Below are 18,897 nucleotides of genomic sequence, written 5' to 3' on the forward strand. Positions count from 1 at the left end.
CGACGAGCCGCCCGTGATCCGGGCCGGGTCGTGTGGGTTGCGGGCCGCGCCGGTGGCGGCGACGTCGCCGGTGGGGCCGTAGGCGAACTCGTGGGTGTGGAGCTTCGCGACGACCACGGCCCCCGCGGCCCGCAGCATCGTCACCACCGGTGCGTCGGCGGTGGCGGGGGCGGCGTCGGCCAGCAGCCGCGAGCCGCACCGGGTCGGCAGCCCGGTGACGTCGACCAGGTCCTTGATCCCGACGGCGACGCCGTGCAGCGGGCCCAGCCGTCGTCCCGCGGCGGACAGCGCGGTCAGCTCGGCGGCGCGCTCGCGGGCGCGGTCGGCGTCGAGGGCGACCACGCAGTTCGTGGTGTCGGACACGAGCCGGGACAGCACGTCGTCGACGTGCTCGGAGGGGGAGAGCTCCCCGGAGTCGAGGGCCCGCAACAGATCGGGGAGCGGCAGCACGCGCTCAGCGTGCCGTCGCTCCCCGACTCCGACAACCGGTGGTCAGCGCGCGGCGTGCATCGTCGCCGCGATCTCGCGCGCCTCGTCCACCGACCCCGCCGACGGCTGCGAGTCCCGCAGCGGCCGGTTCGCCGTCTCGGGGAGGAACAGCAGCGTCACGACGCCGATGACCCCCGCCGCGATCAGGTAGTAGCCGGGCCACAGCAGGTCGCCCGTGGACAGGACGAGCGCCGACATCACCAGCGACACGGTCCCGGCGAACGCCGACACGAAGATGTTGAACGCGATCGACAGTCCGCCGTAGCGGATCTGTGTCGGGAACAGCGCCGGCAGCGTCGACGGCCCGGTGGCCGAGAAGCAGATCAGCAGCAGCCCCATGACCAGCAGGCCGAGGAACACCGCGGGCACCGACCCGTCCTGCATCAGAAGGATCATCGGGATGCCGAGCACGATCAGCCCGCCCGCGCCGACCCACATGATCGGCTTGCGCCCGGTGCGGTCGGAGAGCCGCCCGAGCAGCGGGATGATGAACACCGCCAGCCACAGCACCGCGATCTGCAGCCACGACGACGTCGTGGAGTCGATCGAGGTGCCGCCGTGCTGGTCGACCGTGGTCTCCAGATAGGTCGGCATGTAGCTGGTCAGCATGTAGTTCGTGACGTTCCAGGCGACGACGACGCCACCGACCATGACGAAGGTCGGCAGGTACTTCGTGAAGATCAGCTTGAGGCCGTCCTTCACCTGGGTGCCCTCGCGCTCCTCGGACTCCGAGAGCAGGGTCTGGAAGGCCGGGGTCTCCTCCAGCTTGACCCGCAGGTACACCCCGACGATGCCCAGCGGCAGCGCGACGAAGAACGGGATCCGCCAGCCCCAGCTCGACATGGACTCGGCGCTGAGGACCAGCGGCAGCACCGAGGCGATGGTGGCGCCGAGTGCGTAGCCGACGAACGTGCCGAGCTCCAGGAAGCTGCCGAAGTACCCGCGACGACGGTCGGGGGCGTACTCGGCGATGAAGGTCATGGCGCCGGCGTACTCACCGCCGGTGGAGAAGCCCTGCAGGACGCGGGCGGCGACGAGCAGGATCGGCGCGGCCAGCCCGATCGAGGCGTACGACGGGATGAGCCCGATCAGGAACGTGCCCAGCGCCATCAGGATGACCGTGATCGACAGGACCTTGGTCCGGCCGATGCGGTCGCCCAGCGGACCGAAGAACAGCCCGCCCAGCGGACGGAAGAAGAACGCGATCGCGAACGTCGCGAACACCGCCACCTGGGACAGCGGCCCGGGTGGGAAGAATTCGGCCTCGATGGTCGTGGCCAGATAACCGTAGACACCGAAGTCGAACCATTCGGTGATATTGCCGACCGCGGCCGCCGCAACAGCGCGCCGCATGGTCGCGGGATCGGTGACGGTGACGCCGTCGACCGCCCCTTCTGCTGTGTCGTCCACGCGTTCCCCCTGGCGACAGTGCACGCCACGGATGAAGCTTTCGTCGGGAAACTGTCGATCCGTGGCGTTCTGTCCGTTTCGTCAAACAGTTCTCCTCGACGTTAACGAGACGTCGCCCCCCATGCCGGATGAGGCACCGACATGTCTGTGAGCGGAGTCATTCGAATCGGTACTTCCGCAGGCGGGACAGCGCTTTTCCGACGTGGGACCGTGGTCGGCGGGCGCAGGCAGCGCCCGTGGGACTCGCAAGCGTCGCGACTCCGCCCGGGTCATCCGGACCCGGTCACCGGACCCGGCGCGTGCCCGTGTGAGGAGGAGCCGTCATGGCTGTGTCGAACGCCGTCTTCCTGTCGATCATCGCGAGCACGGGGGTGGGCCTGGCGGTCACCTCCGCGCTGGCCGCCTACGCCCAGCGCACCTGGAAGGGCTACGGCCGCGTGGCCCCGGCCGAGCAGGTCGAGGAGACCGTCTGAGCGTCCGCGCTCCCGGCGCCGCATCCCACGAGGGGGTGCGGCGCCGTCGCGTACCGGGCGGGGCTCAGCCGGTCGCGGCCAGGGCGAGTCCCGCGTACACGGCGACCCCCGCCGGGAACGCGGCCTCGTCGAACACCACCCGGTTCGAGTGGTTCGGCGGGGCGAGGGCCGGGTCGACCGACGGCGGCCGCGCCCCCAGGAACGCCAGCGAGCCCGGCACCCGGTCCAGCACGTAGGAGAAGTCCTCCGCCCCCATCAGCGGGTCCGGCATCGCCACGCAGGCGCCGCGGCCGAGCACCTTCTCCGCGACGCGGACCAGCCCGGCGGTCGCGCGGTCGTCGTTGCGGGTGACGGGGTAGCCCGGGACGATCTCGGCCTCGGCCGTGCAGCCGTAGGCCAGCGCGGTGTGCCGGCAGTGCTCGGTGACCGCCCGGTGCAGCAGCGTGCGCACCGGCTGCGACAACGTCCGCAGTGTCCCGGTCAGCTCCGCGGTCTCCGGGATGACGTTGTCGGTGGTGCCCGCCTCGATCCGGGACACCGTGAGGACCGCGGACTCCTGCGGCCCGACCCGGCGGGTCAGCAGCGTCTGCAGGCCGCCGACCATCGCCGCGGCGGCGGGGACCGGGTCGCAGGCGTCCTGCGGGGCCGAGGCGTGCCCGCCGCGGCCGGTCACCCGGACCCGCAGCACGTCCGCGGCCGCCATGATCGGGCCCGGCCGGTGGTGGAGCTGCCCCGTCGGCACCGTCGAGGTGATGTGCAGGGCGTAGGCCAGCTCGGGGTCCTCGTCGAGTACGCCCTCGTCGATCATGTGCCGGGCGCCGTGGAACCCCTCCTCGCCCGGCTGGAACATGAACACCACCCGGCCGGCGATCCGGTCCCGCCGGTCCGCGAGCAGCCGCGCGGCCGAGGCGAGCATGGCGGTGTGGGTGTCGTGCCCGCAGGCGTGCATGACGCCGTCGGTGGCCGAGGCGAAGTCCAGTCCGCTGTCCTCGGGCAGCGGCAGCGCGTCCATGTCACCCCGCAGGAGCACCGTCGGCCCGGGACGGTCGCCGTCGAGGACGGCGGTCACCGAGGTGCAGGACCCGCCCGTGCGGATCCGCAGCGGCAGCCCGACGAGGGCCCGCAGGACCGCGTCCCGGGTGCGGGGCAGGTGCAGTCCGAGCTCCGGTGCCCGGTGCAGCGCCCGGCGCAGCGCGACCGTCCGCGGCTGCAGGACACGAGCGGCCTCGAGCAGGCCGCCGGGGAGCCCCGCGACCGAGGCGGGCGTGATGGGCATGGACCGATCGTCGCTGACCGGAGCCCGTCCGGCGCCCGCGGGCCCGGTGTGACCACGCGTACCTGGTCGTGGCGTGACTCACAACCCCGGAGCGACGTACCGTTGACGCGTGGCCACACAGAGCGTCGAGGCAGCCCCGGACACCCGGGGCGCCGCCCTGCCCGGATTCGCGGTCGCCGCGATCCGGGAGGAGGGCCGTTGGCGCTGTGTCCGGCTGGACTCCGAAGCGCTCGTGGACCTCGACGCGGCGATCACCGCGCTGCGCGCGCAGCGCTCCACCGGCGCGGTGCTCGGCCTCCTCGACGTCGACGACGAGTTCTTCGTCCTCCTCCGCCCGTCCGCGGGCGGGGTGCGGCTGCTGATCTCCGACGCCGTCGCCGCGCTGGACTACGACATCGCCGCGGACGTGCTCGACCTGCTCCGCGTCGAGCTCCCCCCGGACGACGACGCCCTCGACGACGCCTGGCCGGAGGGCGACCTCGGCATCCTGGCCGACCTCGGCCTGCCCGCCGACGAGCTGGAGATCCTCGTCTCCGACCTCGAGCTGTACCCCGACGAGCAGCTGGACACCATCGCCCGCCGCTGCGGGTTCGCCGCCGCGCTGGACGAGCTCGTCGGCTCCTGAGTTGTTCCGCCCGGCCGATCGGCTCGCGCTGGGCCGTGCCCTCGACGTGGCGCGCGATGCCGCGGCAACCGGGGACCTCCCGATCGGCGCGGTCGTGTTCGCCGCCGACGGCACCGAGCTCGCCGCGGCCTGCAACGCCCGCGAGGCCACCGGCGACCCGACCGCGCACGCCGAGGTGCTCGCCCTGCGCGCCGCCGCGGCCGTCGTGGGGGAGTGGCGGCTGACCGGGACGACCCTCGCCGTGACCGTCGAACCGTGCACGATGTGCGCCGGCGCGATCGGGCTGGCCCGGGTCGAGCGCGTCGTGTTCGGGGCGTGGGAGCCCAAGACCGGTGCCGCGGGCTCGCTCTGGGACGTGCTGCGCGACCGGCGGCTCGCGCACCGGCCCGAGGTCGTCGGCGGGGTCCGCGCAGGTGAGGCGGCCGCGCTGATGCGCGAGTTCTTCGGCCGGACCCCGTGCACCGACCGCGACTGAGCTTCTTGTAACCTTGTCGGCGGTAGCGTGTCCGAGCGGCCGAAGGAGCGCGCCTCGAAAGCGCGTGAGGTTCACGCCTCCGTGGGTTCAAATCCCACCGCTACCGCTGGTCAGAGGGCCGGATCCCCGAGTCGGGGGTCCGGCCCTCTGTCGTCGGGCCGATGAGTCCACGGCCGCCGGGCGGTCCCCAGGAGCAGCCGACCATCCGCTCGACGCCCGGGAGGACCACCGTGACCGAGGTCTGGAAGCTCGTCCACTCCGAGCGCGCCGCGCTCGTCGCCGACCTGCGGGACGTGTCCGGCGACCGGTGGGACACGCCGTCGCTCTGTCCCGGGTGGACCGTCCACGACGTGCTGGCCCACCTCGTCGACACCGCCCGGACGACCCGGGGCCGGTTCGTCGTCGGCATGCTGCGGGCGCGCATGGACTTCGACCGGCAGAACGAGCACGGGCTCGCCCGCGCACGCGGTGCGACGCCGGACGAGACCCTGCGCCGGTTCGCGGAGTGCGTGCCGATGACCGCCACGCCGCCGGCCCCGCTCGCGACCCGGCTGGTCGAGATGGTCGTGCACGGGGAGGACGTCCGTCGTCCGCTCGGGATCGTCCGGACCTACGCCCCCGCGGCGGTGGCCGGCGCGCTCGCGCTGCAGATCCGGACCTCCACCTCGTTCGGGGGTGCCCGCGAGACCGTCGCCGGCATCCGCCTGTCGGCCACCGATACCGGCCTGGTGGTCGGCAGCGGCCCGGAGGTGCGGGGGACCGCGCTGGCCCTGCTCCTCGCGATCTCGGGCCGGCCGCCGGGGGGCGACGCGCTCACCGGTCCCGGGGTGGAGGCACTCTCGCGGGCGGAGTGAGCGCGTCCCGTCTCCGACCGTGGTCCGACGGCGTGGATCATTCCCGGCTCCGATGTGGCCGACCCTCGTCCGGCGCGACAGTGGGTGCACACCCCGACACGAGGAGCTGGAGATGACCACGATGACCACCACCCCGCACGACCACGCGACCCCGGAGTCCGCCCGCCCCGGCGACCCGGACGCCTACCCCGTCCTCACCGTCCTGATGCTGATGCTCGGCGGCTTCGTACTGCCCGTCGTCGGCTGGCTCGCCGGTGTCGTGATGCTGTGGACCGGTCGCTCCTGGACGGTCGGGGAGAAGTGGCTCGGCACCCTGGTGTGGCCGGGCATCGTGGCCGTCCCGGCGCTGGTGCTGGTCGCCGGCTTCGTGGCGACCCCGGAGCCGGGTGCCGGGCACTGGGCGATCGTCGTCGCCGGGATCGTCGGTGTCCTGGGTGCGCTGGTCGTCCTGCCCTGGACCTTCGTGAAGCTGCTGCGCGCCGGTCGGCGTACCCACTGAAGTTGGTAGCGACGCTCGCTCGAACAGGTGAACGGAATATCGGGCGCACAACCTCCTGATTCGGACCTGTGAGACACATCGCATCCGCATCTGCGGGTATGTTCGGCCCGATTATCGGCGTTGTGCGGATCTCAGTGGGTTCCGTGGGTCACATCGCCGAGCGCATCACGACCACTGCCCTCTCGTTCCGCTCTCCAACGGACTCCGCCGGCCGCTCCCCCCGGGCCACGGAGCGAAGGAGAGGACAACGATGTCTGCCCCGACACGTGCACGCACCGAACGCCGCGATGTCAGCCGTCGCCGATTCCTCGGCTACCTGGTCGCCGCACCCACCCTCGTCGTCGCGGCGGAGGTCGGCCGCCAGCAGCTGTTCGCCCCGCCGGGGGCCTCGGCCGCCGCGATCCCGTCGCCGCCCCAGGTGGCCGACGCCTACGACCTGCTCGACGCCGTCCGCGACTCCTCCCGGCCGACCTCGGCCCTGATCCGGGTGGAGGTGAACCGGGACGGCACGGTGTCGTTCCAGCTCCCGCGGTCGGACAACGGGCAGGGGATCATCACCTCGACCGCGATGATCATCGCCGAGGAGATGGACCTCGACCCGGACCAGGTGACGGTCACCTTGGCCGACTCGCGTCCCGAGCTGGTCTTCAACCAGCTCACCGGTGGCTCCAGCACGACGTTCTCGACCTACACCCCGATCCGGGTCGCCGCGGCGATCGCGAAGGGCCGGCTGCTCGACGCGGCCGCCGCCCTCCTCCAGCAGGACGTGGGCACCCTCACCAGCCGCGCGGGGCTCATCACTGGCGCCGGGGGCAGCGCGATCCCGTTCGGGGAGCTCACCGAGGCCGCGGCCGTCGACGCCACCCGCTCGGTGGAGGTGGTGCTCAAGCCGCGCGAGGAGTTCACGGTCATCGGGACCGACAGGCGCAACGCGCAGGCCCGCGACATCGTCACCGGCCGCAAGCAGTTCATCGCCGACATGAAGATCCCCGACGCGCTGCCGACGGTGATCTGCCGCGGCCCGAACCTGAACTGCGCCCCGGTCTCGGTCGCCAACGCCGACGAGGTGCGCTCCATGCCGGGCGTCACCGACGTCGTCGAGTGCGCCACCGGCGTCGCCGTGCGGGCACACACCTACGGCCAGGCCGTCGACGGTGCGAACGCGCTGCGCGTGCGCTGGGACGCGGGCACCGTCGAGGGCGAGAACGACGAGTCCGTGCTGCAGAAGGTACGGGCGGCCGAGCTGCCGCTGGCGGTCCCGTCGGTGCCGGGGGAGACCGTCGAGGGCGACTTCACCTTCTACTTCCGCAGCAGCTCGGCCCTGGAGACCAACACCGCGATCGCCGACGTCCGGGACGGCCGGTGCGAGATCTGGACCTCGCTGAAGATCCCGATCACCGTGCAGCACGACATCGCCGAGCAGCTCGGGCTGCCGGTCAACGCGGTCACCATCCACATCGTCCCGGGCGGCGGCTCGTTCGGCCGTCGCCTCTTCGGCGACGCGGCCAAGGAGGCCGCCGAGATCTCCCAGAAGCTCGGCAAGCCGGTCAAGCTGATCTGGTCGCGCGCCGACGACTCCCGCCAGGGCCGGGTGCACCCGATGGCGACCTCCCGGATCCGGGCGGTCGTCGCCGGCGAGTCCGTCGTCAGCTTCGAGCAGCGGCACACCGGTGTCAGCTGCGACTTCGGGCACGGCTTCGGTGACGCCGTCACCGCGGCCGCCGCGAAGGCGCCGCTGGGCCAGGTCTCGGTCGCGGAGGCGATCTGGGAGCTGACCCAGGCCACGCCCTACGACTTCGGCGCCCAGACCCGGGTGCTCAACGAGGTCGACATGCGGTTCAACACCGGCTCGATGCGCAACGTGTACTCGCCCGACGTCTGCACCGCGCGCGACCTGATCGTCGACCGTATCGCGGAGAAGATGGGCAAGGACTCGTACGAGTTCCGCCGCGAGTTCCTCCGCAACGACGCGATGCGCGCCGTGCTCGACAAGGTCGCCGAGGAGGGCGACTGGGGCCGGTCGATGCCCGACGGCACGGCGCAGGGGATCGGGTTCCACGTCGAGTACAAGGGCTTCGCCGCCTGCCTGGTCGAGATCGACTGCCGCCCGCAGACCGTGGACCGTAAGGTCCGCCAGGCGCGGACCGGCCCGCGGGTGACCAAGGCGGTCTTCGCCGTCGACGGCGGTCTGGTCATCAACCCGCTCGGCTTCAAGGCACAGATCATGGGCGGGATCAACGACGCGATCGCGATGACGCTGACCTCAAGCCTGCACCTGGTCGACGGTCACTTCCTCGAGGCGAGCTGGGACAACTACTTCTACACCCGGCAGTGGAACACCCCGCTCGACCTGCAGGTCCACCTGGTCGACAACGGCCGGCCGGAGCCCGGTGGGGCCGGCGAGTTCGGCGTCGCCCCGACCTGCGGGGCGATCGCGAACGCCTACGCGCGCGCCACCGGCCGGGTGCCGGACCACTTCCCGATCCTGCACCACGAGCCGCTGCCGTTCGAGCCGTACCCGACCGAGCCGCCGATCCCGCCGTCGCCGACCAACGGCCTCGACTTCGTCCGCTGAGGAGACTGACATGCCTTCCCACACCTTCACGGTCAACGGTGAGAAGGTCACCGTCGACGTCGAGGACGACGTCCGGGTCCTGTGGGTCCTGCGGGATCTGCTGGGCGTGACGGGACCGAAGTACGGCTGCGGGATCAACGTCTGCAAGGCCTGCACCAGCCACATCAACGGCAAGGCGTTCAACCCGTGCTCGGTGCCGGTGGGCGCCCTCTCGGAGTCGGACGAGATCACGACGATCGAGGGTCTGGCGAAGGGCGAGGAGCTGCATCCGATGCAGCAGGCCTGGATCGACAACGACGTCGCGCAGTGCGGCTACTGCCAGCCTGGTCAGATCATGGCCGCGATCGACCTGGTCAAGCGGTGTGCGGCCGAGGGCCGCTCGATCGACGACGACGCCCTGGACGAGATCCGCAACATCTGCCGGTGCGGGACCTACAACCGCATCCGCGAGGCGATCAAGGCCGGCGCCGACACCATGTGACGGCGCGCGCCCGCCGCACCGGGACCCGGGCGGCGGGCGCAGCCCCTTCGGCCGAGACCCGGTCCAGGTTCGGGCCCTCTCCACTGGATCACCCGTACGAGTGGTCTGTTCGCCGGGAGAGCAACCCCATCCTGCGGAACTTGTGGCGGCAAGTCATCCGCATCTGCGGGTAAGGGGACCCTGAGCGCCAGGTCGTTGACCTGCGAATCATTGGATCTCCGACAGTCCGACCAGCGGATTTCCCTCTACGTGTGCCACGCGTACCGACGCGTATCCGTCGAATCAGGCACGTCGTTGATCGACCGAAAGCCCCGCAGTCGTCCCCCGCTCCCCGCACCGGACGTCGCATCGGGCGCGCACCGCAGCACATTCCGAGAGGACAACGATGCCCGCTCACAGCGCCACCGCCCCCGAGCGCCCGGCGTCCGGAGACGACCGCAAGAACGTCAGCCGCCGACGGTTCCTCGGCTACCTGGTCGCCGCCCCCACGCTGGTGGTCGCGGCCGAGATCGGGCGCCAGACCTACTTCCCGGGCGTCCCGCAGGCCAACGCGGCCGCGATCCCGTCGCCGCCCCTGCCCGCCGAGCTCTACGACCTGCTCGACGTCATCCGCGACTCGGCGCGCCCGACCGCCAACCTCATCCGCATCGAGGTCAACCGCGACGGCACCGTCTCGTTCGCGCTGCCGCGGTCGGACAACGGCCAGGGCATCATCACCTCGACGCAGATGATCATCGCGGAGGAGATGAACCTCGACCCCGACCAGGTGATCGTCACCCTGGCCGACGCCCGCCCGGAACTGGTGTTCAACCAGCTCACCGGCGGCTCGACGACCACGTTCTCCACCTACACCCCGATCCGGGTCGCGGCGGCGCTCGCGCAGAAGCGGCTGCTCGACGCGGCCGCGAACGAGCTGCGCCAGGACGTGAACGTGCTGCGCAGCCGTCAGGGGCTCATCACCGGCAACAACGGCGAGCAGCTGCCCTTCGGGGAGCTCACCGAGATGGCCTCCAGCGCGGTGAACGAGGCCGTCGACGTCGTCCTGAAGGACCGCGAGGAGTTCACCGTCATCGGCACGCCGCGGACCAAGTCCGACGCACGCGCCATGGTGACAGGGAAGAAGAAGTTCCTCGCCGACCTGCAGATCCCGGACGCGCTGCCGACCGTCATCTGCCGCGGCCCGAACATCAACTCGGCCCCGCAGGGTGTGCGCAACATCGACGAGGTCCGGAACATGCCCGGCGTCACCGACGTCGAGCAGGTCCCGACCGGCGTGGCGGTCCGCGCGAAGACGTTCGGGCAGGCCGTCGACGCGGTCAACGCGCTGCGTGTCGACTGGGACGGCGGCACGGTCGAGGGCGAGAACGACGAGTCCGTGCTGGCGGCCCTGCGCCGTGGCGAGCTGCCGCTGGCCGTGCCCCAGGTGCCGGGTGAGACCGTCGAGGGCGACTTCACGTTCTACTTCCGCAGCAACTCCGCGCTGGAGACCAACTGCGCCATCGCCGACGTCCGCGACGGCTCGGCCGAGATCTGGGGACCGTCCAAGTCGCCGATCGCCGCGCAGGCCGAGATCGCCAAGAAGCTCGGGATCGCGCAGAACGCGGTCACCGTGCACGTCACCGAGGGCGGCGGCTCGTTCGGCCGCCGGCTGTTCTTCGACGGTCTCGAGGAGGCCGCCGAGTGCTCGCAGGCGTTCGGCAAGCCGGTCAAGCTCATGTGGACCCGCTCCGACGACTCCCGCCAGGGCCGCACGCACCCGATGGCCACCACCCGGGTCCGGGCGCAGGTCTCCGGGGAGAGCGTCTCGAGCTTCGAGATCCGCCACACCAGCGTCGCCACCGAGATCAACCCCGGCCTGTCCGAGGCGATCACCGCCGCGGCGAACAAGGCTCCGGGCGGCAACTACACGATCTCGCAGAGCATCTACCTGACGACGCAGACCAACCCGTACAACGTCGGCGCTGCCACCTCGCTGCTCAACGAGGTCGACATGCGCTTCAACACCTGCTCGATGCGCAACATCTACTCGCCCGACACGGCCACGGCGCGCGAGCTGATGATCGACCAGGTCGCGGCGAAGATGGGCAAGGACCCGTACGAGTTCCGTTCGGAGTTCACCAAGCTGACCCGCTGGAAGAACGTCGTCGACCGGGCCGCGCAGGAGGCGGACTGGGGCAAGTCGATGCCGGAGGGCACCGCCCAGGGCATCGCGATGCACGTCGAGTACAAGGGCGTGGCCTGCGCCGTCGTCGAGCTGGACTGCCGCCCCGAGACGGTGAACCGGAAGATCCGTTCCGCTCGCACCGGCCCGCGCGTCACCAAGGTCACCTACGTCGTCGACGTCGGCCTGATCATCAACCCGCGTGGTCTCGAGGCCCAGATGATGGGCGGGATCAACGACGGCATCGCGATGACGTTGACCTCAGGCCTGCACCTGGTCGACGGTCACTTCGTCGAGGCCAGCTGGGACAACTACTTCTACACCCGGCAGTGGAACACCCCGCCGGAGATGAACATCGTGCTCATCGAGGACTCCGAGGCCCCGGAGCCCGGCGGCGCCGGCGAGTTCGGCGTGGCGGCCACCTGCGGCGCGATCGCGAACGCCTACGCCCGGGCGACCGGGAAGGTCCCGACCGAGTTCCCGATCCTGCACAACGAGCCGCTGCCGTTCGAGCCGTACCCGACCGTCCCGCCCGTCCCGCCGTCGCCGACCAACGGCCTCGACTTCGTCCGCTGAGGAGACTGACATGCCTTCCCACACCTTCACGGTCAACGGCGAGAAGGTCACCGTCGACGTCGAGGACGACGTCCGGGTCCTGTGGGTCCTGCGCGACCTGCTCGGGGTGACCGGTCCGAAGTACGGCTGCGGGATCAACGTCTGCAAGGCCTGCACCAGCCACATCAACGGCAAGGCGTTCAACCCCTGCTCGGTGCCGGTCGGCGCCATCTCCGAGTCCGACGAGATCACCACCATCGAGGGGATCGCGAAGGGCGAGGAGCTGCACCCGATGCAGCAGGCCTGGATCGACAACGACGTCGCGCAGTGCGGCTACTGCCAGCCTGGTCAGATCATGGCCGCGATCGACCTGGTCAAGCGGTGTGCGGCCGAGGGCCGCTCGATCGACGACGACGCCCTGGACGAGATCCGCAACATCTGCCGGTGCGGCACCTACAACCGCATCCGCGAGGCGATCAAGGCCGGCGCCGACAACATGTGACGCCGGTGCGGCGTGCTCCGTACGCCGTACCGCACTGGGCCGTTAGTGTGAACGGCCTGCTCCCCAACCGAAGGACGGATTCGATGAAGAACCGGATGCGCCGCTCACTGATCGCCGTCGGCGCCCTCGGCGCCGTGGCGTTCCCGCTGGCCGGCATCGCCGCGGCCGACGAGGACCGCGACCACGGCTACCCGAGCACCCAGAGCCCGACGCAGGGCCTCGACGCCGTGCTCGAGACCTCCGACACGTTCGGCTACAGCTTCCTCGACGCCGCGGACACCTTCTCGCCGAACAACCGGCCGGACGGAGTCAACGGCACCGACACCGAGATCCCGCAGGCCGACCCCCGCTTCGTCGAGGGTCCCGTCGGTGGGCTGCTGAAGGACGGACCCTTCGAGTAAGGGGCTCCCAGGCGGCGGGGCCGGCACCTCTCACGAGGTCCGGCCCCGCCGTCGTCTCCAGCCTCAGTGCAGGACCTTCAGCCCCACCACACCGGCGACGATCGCCAGCAGACACAACAGCCGCGCCGTCGTCGCCGGCTCCCCGAGGGCGGCCATGCCGTAGAGCGCGGTGCCGACCGCGCCGATGCCCACCCACACGGCGTACGCGGTGCCGACCGGCAGGTCGCGCAACGCCAGGGCCAGCCCGCCCATGCTCAGGGCCAGCGCGCCCGCGAACAGCAGCGACGGGCCGAGCCTGCTGAACCCGCGGCTCTGCGACAGCGCCGCGGCCCACACCGTCTCCAGCACACCGGAGACCACGAGGTAGATCCATGCCATGACGAGCTCCTCCCGGAAGGATGCGTCGTCTTGGCGTTCCGGGTACGGCGCGTCTCGTCCGGGGAGCCGCCGGGTGGGCGGTCCGGTACCAGGATGGCGGACCGCCGGGCCCGGGTCGAGTGATGGTGACCGGTCGGACCGCCGCGCACCGCCCCGACGCTGATCGGGAACGGGCTCGACACCGGAGGCCGGCCGGCGGACGCTTCCGCCGTGGACCATCGACTCCTCGCGTTCGCCGCCGCCGCGGCGGTCGTCATCGTCATCCCCGGACCCAGCGTCGTGTTCACCGTCGGCCGCGCGCTCGCGGCCGGCCGGTCCGCCGCGCTGGCGACGGTCGTCGGCAACGCCGTCGGCGTCTTCCTGCAGGTGGTCGCGGTGGCGGTGGGCCTCGGGCACCTCGTCGCCCAGTCCGCCGCGGCGTTCACCGTCCTGAAGCTGGTGGGCGCCGCCTATCTGGTGTACCTGGGGATCACGGCGTTCCGGCACCGGCACGACGTCGTCCGCGCGATGCAGCGCTCGGCCGGTGACGCCCGGCAGGTGGGTCCGGCCCGCAGCGTCGTCGACGGTCTGGTGGTCGGCGTGCTGAACCCGAAGTCCGTCGTCTTCTTCGTGGCGTTCCTGCCCCAGTTCGTCGACGCCCGCGGGCCGATCGTCACGCAGATCCTGCTGCTGGGGGCGTTCTTCGTCGCCATCGGTCTGGTGCTCGACAGCGTGTGGGCCCTCGCCGCCGGATCGGCCCGGGCCTGGTTCGCGTCGTCGCCGAGGCGGATCGCGGCCGTCGGCGGTGCCGGTGGGCTCGCGATGATCGGGCTCGGCGTCGGGGTGGCGGCGACGGGGTCGTCGCAGTAGCCGGCGGCTACCGGTCGAGGCCGACCAGGACCCCGAGGACGACCAGTGCGAGGCAGATCGTGCCGTTCAGGACCGGGTGCTCGGCGAGGATCGCGACGAACTCGCGCAGGGTGGCGCTGGGCCAGTAGTAGCGGGCGGTCGGCGAACCGACGACCTGGCCGTTCACCCCGGCCCGGCGGGCGGTGAGCGCGGCCCGGAAGGCGTGGAAGTTGTTGGTGACGACGGCGCACCGGTGGTCGGGCGCCCGCTCGGTCATCAGCGCCCGGCTGAACACGAGGTTCTCCCGCGTCGTCCTCGACCGGTCCTCCCGCAGGATCCTCTCCGACGGCACACCGCGGGCCACGAGGTAGTCGGCCATCGCGACGGCCTCGGCGACCGGCTCGTCGGGACCGCGCCCACCGGAGGTCACCAGCATCGGGTCCCCGCCCCGCTCCCGCTCCTGGACCCACAGCGCCACTCCGCGGTCCAGACGGGCGGCGAGCAGCGGCGGCACCGCACCCCGGATGAGACCCGACCCGAGCACCACGACGAAGTCGACCCCGGGTCGGACCTCCATCCGCCCGTAGACGAAGGAGTAGGCCAGCAGGCTGCACAGCAGGAGGCCGAGGTGGGCCGCGAGCAGCAGCGTCACGTAGGTGACCGTGGTCAGGAACCGGTTCTCGAGCTGCAGCGTGAGCGGGACGAGGACCACGACCGCGAGACAGGCCAGACCCGCGAGCAGCGACAGCAGGTTCGCCGGCCGACGCCCCTCCCGCCGCATCATCACGACGCCGTTGACGAGCAGGAACCCCGTCAGCACGAGCACGAACACGATGAGCAGCGCCGCGACCAGCGCCGTCACGAGGTCGACGACGCCGACGTCGACCCGGGGGATCGCGGCGATCGACGCCATCAGGAGCAGGACCACCGTCGTCCCACCGGCCACGGCGTTGCGGAACCGCCGCCGTTCGACGAGCACGCCGACGACGCACAGCGTCGCCGACAGTGCGGCCAGGGCCGACAGGACTCCGGCAACCGTCACCGGGCCACCTGCGGGCGTTGCGGGGCGGGGCGACGGCGACGGAGCCACACCGCGACGACCACGCAGCACACGATCGCGAACAGGACCGCGACGTCGACCGCGGTCGACCCGGTGTCCCGGGCCGGGGCGGTCGGGTCGGCCTGGATGTTCTGCACCACGTCCCACACGGTGTGGAAGGAGCATGCGGCCCACAGCCCGCCCCGGCCGAGCGAGATGACCCCCAGCAGGGCGCCCAGCGCGACGGTCGTCGCCACGTAGACGACGGTCGCGCCCGAGTTGAACGAGTGGCACAGACCGAACACGACGGAGCTGAACGCGACGGCGGCGCCGCTGCCGAATCCTGTGCGCACCGCGCCGAGCAGGTAGCCGCGGAACAGCAGCTCCTCGGTCGAGGACTGGAGCGCGGTGGCGGCGAGCACGAGCACGACGGCGAGCACTCCCGGGAGCGCGGTGGCTCCCTCCGGTGTCGGTCCGCCGCCGCCGCCGTCGTCGCCGGCGGCGAGCGCACCGGCGACGGAGGCCACCGCGAGGACCAGCAGCGCCAGCAGTCCCGCACCGAGCACCGCCCGGGCCCGCCGGCGGACGGGGACCCCGAGATCCGACAGCCCCCGGCTCTCCCGCAGCCGCAGCCACAGCACGAGCAGGACCAGCGACACACCGAAGGGGACGATCAGCTCGGTCGCCTGCCACAACCGCATCCCGTCCGACGGGGGCGCCGGTGGACGCACCGCCGTCCAGAGGAACTGGCCTGCGAACACCGCCGCCACGACGACGGCCGTCGCCACCGCCGCGCGCCCCCAGCGGCCGTCCACACCCTGTCCGTCGTCCTGGCCGGTCATCGGTCCTCCTCGCCGCGACGACTGCGTGCCCGAGCCGTGAGTGTCCGATCATGGCGATTCGTCCACCGGTCCGACGAGAGGTCCGCACGTCCGTGTGACCGCCGTCGGCTCATCTCATCCGAGCGGGTGACCACCAGACGATGCTGCGCCACAACCACTCCACCGGCCCGTACCGGAAGCGCCGCAGCCACCAGCGGCTCGCGACGACCTGGACCACCAGGATCGCGGCGGCGAGCGGGAGCAGGGCGCGGTACCCGCCCGGGCCGGAGAACGCCGGGGCCGTGGTCAGCAGCACGACCATCAGCGTCGCCGTGAGGTAGTTCGTCAATGCGAGCCGGCCGAGCGGGGCGAGCACGGACGACGCCCACGGCCCGAACCGGGACGCCGTCAGCAGCACCAGTGCGCTCGCGTACCCGACGGCCACGGCGAGCCCGGCGGTCGAGGACACCCGGTCGAACCCGCTGTGCTCGATCGTGTCGACCTGGATGCTGAGCAGCGGCACCGCGACGACGACGGCCCCGGCCAGCACGGCCGTCCACACGGCCCGGTTCGGCGCCGCCATCCGGTGGTGCAGGCCGTAGCGGGCGGCGGCGAGACCGAGCAGGAACAGGCCGGGCACGAGGAGGAGCCCGCCGCTGGTGAACGCGAGCGCCACGCCCGTCGCGGCCGCGCCGCCGAGCGCGATCACCGGCCGCGGTAGCCAGGAGGCCGGGAGGAGGACGACGACGCCGACGATCGCGTACGGGAGCAGCGCCTCACCGGGCTGCAGGAGATGGTGCGCGGCGCCGAGCACGCCGAGCACGAGCAGCCGGCGCAGCAGCACGAGCCGTGGCCGGGTGGTCCGCCGGGCGGCCGCGTCCAGGAACAGGGCGGTGCCGAGCCCGAACAGAAACGAGAACAGCGGGAAGAAGCGCTGGTGCGCGGTGAGCTCCAGCCACTGCGGCAGGGTGCCGCTCCAGGACCCCGCGGCGGGCGGCAGCCCGGCGATCGCGGGCATGTTGACGAGCAGGATCCCGCACAGGGCCAGCCCGCGGAGGGCGTCGAGGGCGTCGACCCGGCCGGGCGCGGTGGTCGTCGGATCCGGGGGAACGCTCACGTCTGTTCGCTGCACCGGTTCAGCGTGGCGGCCGTGCAGAGCTCGCGGATCGGCCCGGAGGCCGGTTCCGCCTGCGGGGCGTCGTACTTTCGGCCGGGACCGTGTGATGCCAGGCCCGGGCGATGTCGGCATCCCGTGTCGCGCTACGACGGTGGCAGTTCGACCTGACAGACCCTGTGGCGGCCGGCGCGCGTCCGCTGGACGGTGCACCCGTCCGGCGACGGGACGTGGCGGCCCGACTGGGCGGACTCCGAACCCGCCCCGGTCCCCGTCCCGACGATCGCGTGGGTCACCCGGCACATCGACGGGTGGTGGTCGGTGACGCTGGACCAGATCCTGTCGAGGGGAGTCACGCCGGCCGGGCGACCCCGTCGACCTGCGGAGACCTCAGTCCGAAGGGCGGTCCGGTCGGCACTTCGGCACGTACTCGGCGGATCTGTGCTCGGCAGCATCCCGCGGGCCACCGCGCAGATGTGGGTACATGTCTCCCCCCGGCGCGGGACGGCAGGCGGTTCGCACGTCCCTACCGTCTCGATCCATGGCCGACGTCGATGTCGTAGTTGTGGGTGCGGGTATGGCCGGAGTGGTCGCCGCGCGGACCTTGACCGCCCGAGGGCTGTCCGTCGTGGTGCTGGAGGCCGAGAGCCACACCGGCGGCCGCATCCGCACCGAGCGACGCCCCGGTCTTCGGTTGGAGCACGGCGGCATCTTCCACACCCACGGCTACCGCGCGATGGCGCAGCTCCTCCGGGAGGTCGGTCTCGACGGGGAGACGGTCGCGATCCCGACCGGGTTCCACACCGCGCTGCGACGCGGCGGCACGTGGCATCACGTCGACTACGGCTCGGTCCCCGGCCCGCTGCGGACCTCCGCACTGTCAGTCAGGGACAAGGTCTCCGTGCTCAAGGCCGCCGGCCCGATCCTGGTGTCGCGACCGAAGGACCTCGGCGACCTGGTCTCCTTCGCCGGGCGGGACTCGCGTGCGGTCACCGACGGGCTCACCCCCACCGCGGGAGGCTGGTTCACCGCAGCTCCGCACGAGTTCCTCTGGGGCGTCACCAGCGACCAGCTGTCGGCGGCGATGCTTGCCCTGCAGCTCCATGTCTTCTCCGGCCAGCTCCGCGAGATCGCCGGCGGCGCCGACCGCCTTGTCACGACGCTCGCCCAGGGACTCGACGTCCGCCACGACACACCGGTCGACCAGGTCGAGGACACCGGCGACGGCGTCGTGGTCCACGCCCGCGGCGAGCAGATCACCGCGCGACGCGCCGTGCTGGCCTGCCCGGCCGACGTCACGGCCCGCATCTGGACGCAGGCACCGGCGCCGGTCGCGGCCCACCTGACGATCCCCTACTCGCGCATCGACTACGTCTACCTCCGCACCCGCGAGGCGATCTCACTGACCGCGCAGGGCCGCCCCGTCGGGATGGAGGTCGTCACTACCCCCGAGGTCGGACAGGCGACGATGGGCGGCATCTACCTCGCCAACAGCTGGGCCGAGGAGGGTGGTCTGCTGCTCGTCACCGCGGCCCGTCCGGCACGTGCGGAGGACCTCGACGACACCGAGCTGGCCGACCGTCTTCAGGTCGACGTCGAGAAGTACCACCCCGAGGTCGTCGGGCAGGTCACCGACCGCGTCGTGATGCGGCACCAGCCCTACACCCCCACCTTCGGCCCGGGCACCGTTCGTCGTCTCGCCGCCGCACGTGCGGTTCTGCCCGCCGGAAACGTGGACCTGGCCGGGGACCACATGACCGCACCGTGGGTCGACGGAGCCATTCGTAGCGGACAGCAGGCGGCCGAGCGGATCACGGACCACCTCGGCGCATAGGCGGCGCTCGGCGGTCATCAGGGAGGTGACTGCCGGTGCGGGGTGTGCTCAGTTCCTCCCCCGTCCCTCGTACCGGCCGCCCTACTCGTCGTGGGGGCGGGGGGCAA

19 protein-coding genes, 1 tRNA gene and 1 riboswitch are annotated in these 18,897 nt (G+C 72.0%); of the genes, 13 read left to right on the top strand and 7 right to left on the bottom strand.

What is annotated here, in order from left to right:
* Both GTW08_RS14865 and GTW08_RS14870 read right to left on the bottom strand, forming a co-directional pair.
* The coding region (locus GTW08_RS14865) for an amidase family protein (RefSeq protein ID WP_346009913.1) at positions 1-450 on the bottom strand (450 nt) is incomplete at its 3' end.
* A 42-nt stretch (positions 451-492) separates the two neighbouring features.
* Positions 493-1,842: an MFS transporter gene (locus GTW08_RS14870; protein ID WP_083658671.1), complete on the bottom strand. Its 1,350-nt coding sequence runs from the start codon at positions 1,840-1,842 to the stop codon at positions 493-495.
* A gap of 380 nt (positions 1,843-2,222) precedes the next feature.
* Between GTW08_RS14870 and GTW08_RS14875 the strand changes: the two genes are divergently transcribed.
* Entirely contained in the window at positions 2,223-2,372 is a 150-nt protein-coding gene (locus GTW08_RS14875) for a hypothetical protein (protein WP_157818417.1), read from the top strand.
* A gap of 64 nt (positions 2,373-2,436) precedes the next feature.
* On the opposite strand, the gene GTW08_RS14880 is transcribed toward GTW08_RS14875, so the two are convergent.
* Positions 2,437-3,648, bottom strand: a complete 1,212-nt coding sequence (locus tag GTW08_RS14880; RefSeq protein ID WP_073575730.1) for a M20 metallopeptidase family protein — start codon at positions 3,646-3,648, stop codon at positions 2,437-2,439.
* A gap of 109 nt (positions 3,649-3,757) precedes the next feature.
* Here GTW08_RS14880 and GTW08_RS14885 point away from each other — a divergent pair, with 109 nt between their 5' ends.
* From GTW08_RS14885 to GTW08_RS14930, 10 genes are all read left to right on the top strand, one after another.
* Positions 3,758-4,273, top strand: a complete 516-nt coding sequence (locus GTW08_RS14885; RefSeq protein WP_174525539.1) for a tRNA adenosine deaminase-associated protein — start codon at positions 3,758-3,760, stop codon at positions 4,271-4,273.
* 1 nt (position 4,274) lies between these two features.
* Positions 4,275-4,748, top strand: coding sequence for a nucleoside deaminase (locus GTW08_RS14890; protein ID WP_083658636.1), 474 nt, complete (start codon positions 4,275-4,277; stop codon positions 4,746-4,748).
* Between the two features lie 21 nt (positions 4,749-4,769).
* Positions 4,770-4,854 (top strand) — tRNA-Ser (locus tag GTW08_RS14895).
* 124 nt (positions 4,855-4,978) lie between these two features.
* Positions 4,979-5,602, top strand: coding sequence for a maleylpyruvate isomerase family mycothiol-dependent enzyme (locus GTW08_RS14900; RefSeq protein WP_073575731.1), 624 nt, complete (start codon positions 4,979-4,981; stop codon positions 5,600-5,602).
* Between the two features lie 112 nt (positions 5,603-5,714).
* A complete protein-coding gene (locus GTW08_RS14905) occupies positions 5,715-6,101 on the top strand; it encodes a hypothetical protein (RefSeq protein WP_073575732.1) in 387 nt (128 codons plus the stop codon).
* A 250-nt stretch (positions 6,102-6,351) separates the two neighbouring features.
* Positions 6,352-8,676, top strand: coding sequence for a molybdopterin cofactor-binding domain-containing protein (locus GTW08_RS14910; RefSeq protein WP_073575734.1), 2,325 nt, complete (start codon positions 6,352-6,354; stop codon positions 8,674-8,676).
* A gap of 10 nt (positions 8,677-8,686) precedes the next feature.
* Positions 8,687-9,157 carry a (2Fe-2S)-binding protein gene (locus GTW08_RS14915; protein WP_073575736.1) on the top strand — a complete coding sequence of 157 codons (471 nt, stop codon included), beginning with the start codon at positions 8,687-8,689 and terminating at the stop codon, positions 9,155-9,157.
* 385 nt (positions 9,158-9,542) lie between these two features.
* Positions 9,543-11,894: a xanthine dehydrogenase family protein molybdopterin-binding subunit gene (locus tag GTW08_RS14920; RefSeq protein WP_073575737.1), complete on the top strand. Its 2,352-nt coding sequence runs from the start codon at positions 9,543-9,545 to the stop codon at positions 11,892-11,894.
* Positions 11,895-11,904: 10 nt separating this feature from the next.
* The gene (locus tag GTW08_RS14925; protein WP_073575739.1) at positions 11,905-12,375 is read left to right on the top strand and encodes a (2Fe-2S)-binding protein; all 471 of its coding nucleotides are present in this window, start codon (positions 11,905-11,907) and stop codon (positions 12,373-12,375) included.
* A gap of 83 nt (positions 12,376-12,458) precedes the next feature.
* Positions 12,459-12,776: a hypothetical protein gene (locus GTW08_RS14930; RefSeq protein WP_073575740.1), complete on the top strand. Its 318-nt coding sequence runs from the start codon at positions 12,459-12,461 to the stop codon at positions 12,774-12,776.
* Positions 12,777-12,839: 63 nt separating this feature from the next.
* Here GTW08_RS14930 and GTW08_RS14935 read toward each other — a convergent pair whose 3' ends face one another.
* Positions 12,840-13,154, bottom strand: coding sequence for a DMT family transporter (locus GTW08_RS14935; protein ID WP_060713653.1), 315 nt, complete (start codon positions 13,152-13,154; stop codon positions 12,840-12,842).
* A 19-nt stretch (positions 13,155-13,173) separates the two neighbouring features.
* Positions 13,174-13,240: riboswitch (guanidine-III (ykkC-III) riboswitch) on the bottom strand.
* A 124-nt stretch (positions 13,241-13,364) separates the two neighbouring features.
* Between GTW08_RS14935 and GTW08_RS14940 the strand changes: the two genes are divergently transcribed.
* Positions 13,365-14,003 carry a LysE family transporter gene (locus tag GTW08_RS14940; RefSeq protein ID WP_161152087.1) on the top strand — a complete coding sequence of 213 codons (639 nt, stop codon included), beginning with the start codon at positions 13,365-13,367 and terminating at the stop codon, positions 14,001-14,003.
* 7 nt (positions 14,004-14,010) lie between these two features.
* Here GTW08_RS14940 and GTW08_RS14945 read toward each other — a convergent pair whose 3' ends face one another.
* The 3 genes from GTW08_RS14945 to GTW08_RS32515 form a co-directional block, all read right to left on the bottom strand.
* A complete protein-coding gene (locus GTW08_RS14945; protein WP_073575743.1) occupies positions 14,011-15,024 on the bottom strand; it encodes a YdcF family protein in 1,014 nt (337 codons plus the stop codon).
* Entirely contained in the window at positions 15,021-15,863 is an 843-nt protein-coding gene (locus tag GTW08_RS31860; RefSeq protein ID WP_083658638.1) for a CPBP family intramembrane glutamic endopeptidase, read from the bottom strand. The genes GTW08_RS14945 and GTW08_RS31860 overlap by 4 nt, the downstream gene beginning before the upstream one ends.
* A gap of 109 nt (positions 15,864-15,972) precedes the next feature.
* Positions 15,973-16,959, bottom strand: coding sequence for a DUF418 domain-containing protein (locus GTW08_RS32515; protein ID WP_202417190.1), 987 nt, complete (start codon positions 16,957-16,959; stop codon positions 15,973-15,975).
* A 538-nt stretch (positions 16,960-17,497) separates the two neighbouring features.
* Here GTW08_RS32515 and GTW08_RS14960 point away from each other — a divergent pair.
* Positions 17,498-18,790: an NAD(P)/FAD-dependent oxidoreductase gene (locus GTW08_RS14960; RefSeq protein ID WP_073575746.1), complete on the top strand. Its 1,293-nt coding sequence runs from the start codon at positions 17,498-17,500 to the stop codon at positions 18,788-18,790.
* Positions 18,791-18,897 lie beyond the last annotated feature (107 nt).

This window comes from Pseudonocardia sp. SID8383 (assembly GCF_009864975.1).
Taxonomy (GTDB): Bacteria; Actinomycetota; Actinomycetes; order Mycobacteriales; family Pseudonocardiaceae; genus Pseudonocardia; species Pseudonocardia alni.

What these genes read in the sequence shown, in the direction of transcription:
- GTW08_RS14870 (WP_083658671.1), bottom strand. Translation starts at nt 1,842, where the DNA reads ATGCGGCGCGCTGTTGCGGCGGCCGCGGTCGGCAATATCACCGAATGG.
- GTW08_RS14875 (WP_157818417.1), top strand. Translation starts at nt 2,223, where the DNA reads ATGGCTGTGTCGAACGCCGTCTTCCTGTCGATCATCGCGAGCACGGGG.
- GTW08_RS14880 (WP_073575730.1), bottom strand. Translation starts at nt 3,648, where the DNA reads ATGCCCATCACGCCCGCCTCGGTCGCGGGGCTCCCCGGCGGCCTGCTC.
- GTW08_RS14905 (WP_073575732.1), top strand. Translation starts at nt 5,715, where the DNA reads ATGACCACGATGACCACCACCCCGCACGACCACGCGACCCCGGAGTCC.
- GTW08_RS14910 (WP_073575734.1), top strand. Translation starts at nt 6,352, where the DNA reads ATGTCTGCCCCGACACGTGCACGCACCGAACGCCGCGATGTCAGCCGT.
- GTW08_RS14915 (WP_073575736.1), top strand. Translation starts at nt 8,687, where the DNA reads ATGCCTTCCCACACCTTCACGGTCAACGGTGAGAAGGTCACCGTCGAC.
- GTW08_RS14920 (WP_073575737.1), top strand. Translation starts at nt 9,543, where the DNA reads ATGCCCGCTCACAGCGCCACCGCCCCCGAGCGCCCGGCGTCCGGAGAC.
- GTW08_RS14925 (WP_073575739.1), top strand. Translation starts at nt 11,905, where the DNA reads ATGCCTTCCCACACCTTCACGGTCAACGGCGAGAAGGTCACCGTCGAC.
- GTW08_RS14930 (WP_073575740.1), top strand. Translation starts at nt 12,459, where the DNA reads ATGAAGAACCGGATGCGCCGCTCACTGATCGCCGTCGGCGCCCTCGGC.
- GTW08_RS14935 (WP_060713653.1), bottom strand. Translation starts at nt 13,154, where the DNA reads ATGGCATGGATCTACCTCGTGGTCTCCGGTGTGCTGGAGACGGTGTGG.
- GTW08_RS31860 (WP_083658638.1), bottom strand. Translation starts at nt 15,863, where the DNA reads ATGACCGGCCAGGACGACGGACAGGGTGTGGACGGCCGCTGGGGGCGC.
- GTW08_RS14960 (WP_073575746.1), top strand. Translation starts at nt 17,498, where the DNA reads ATGGCCGACGTCGATGTCGTAGTTGTGGGTGCGGGTATGGCCGGAGTG.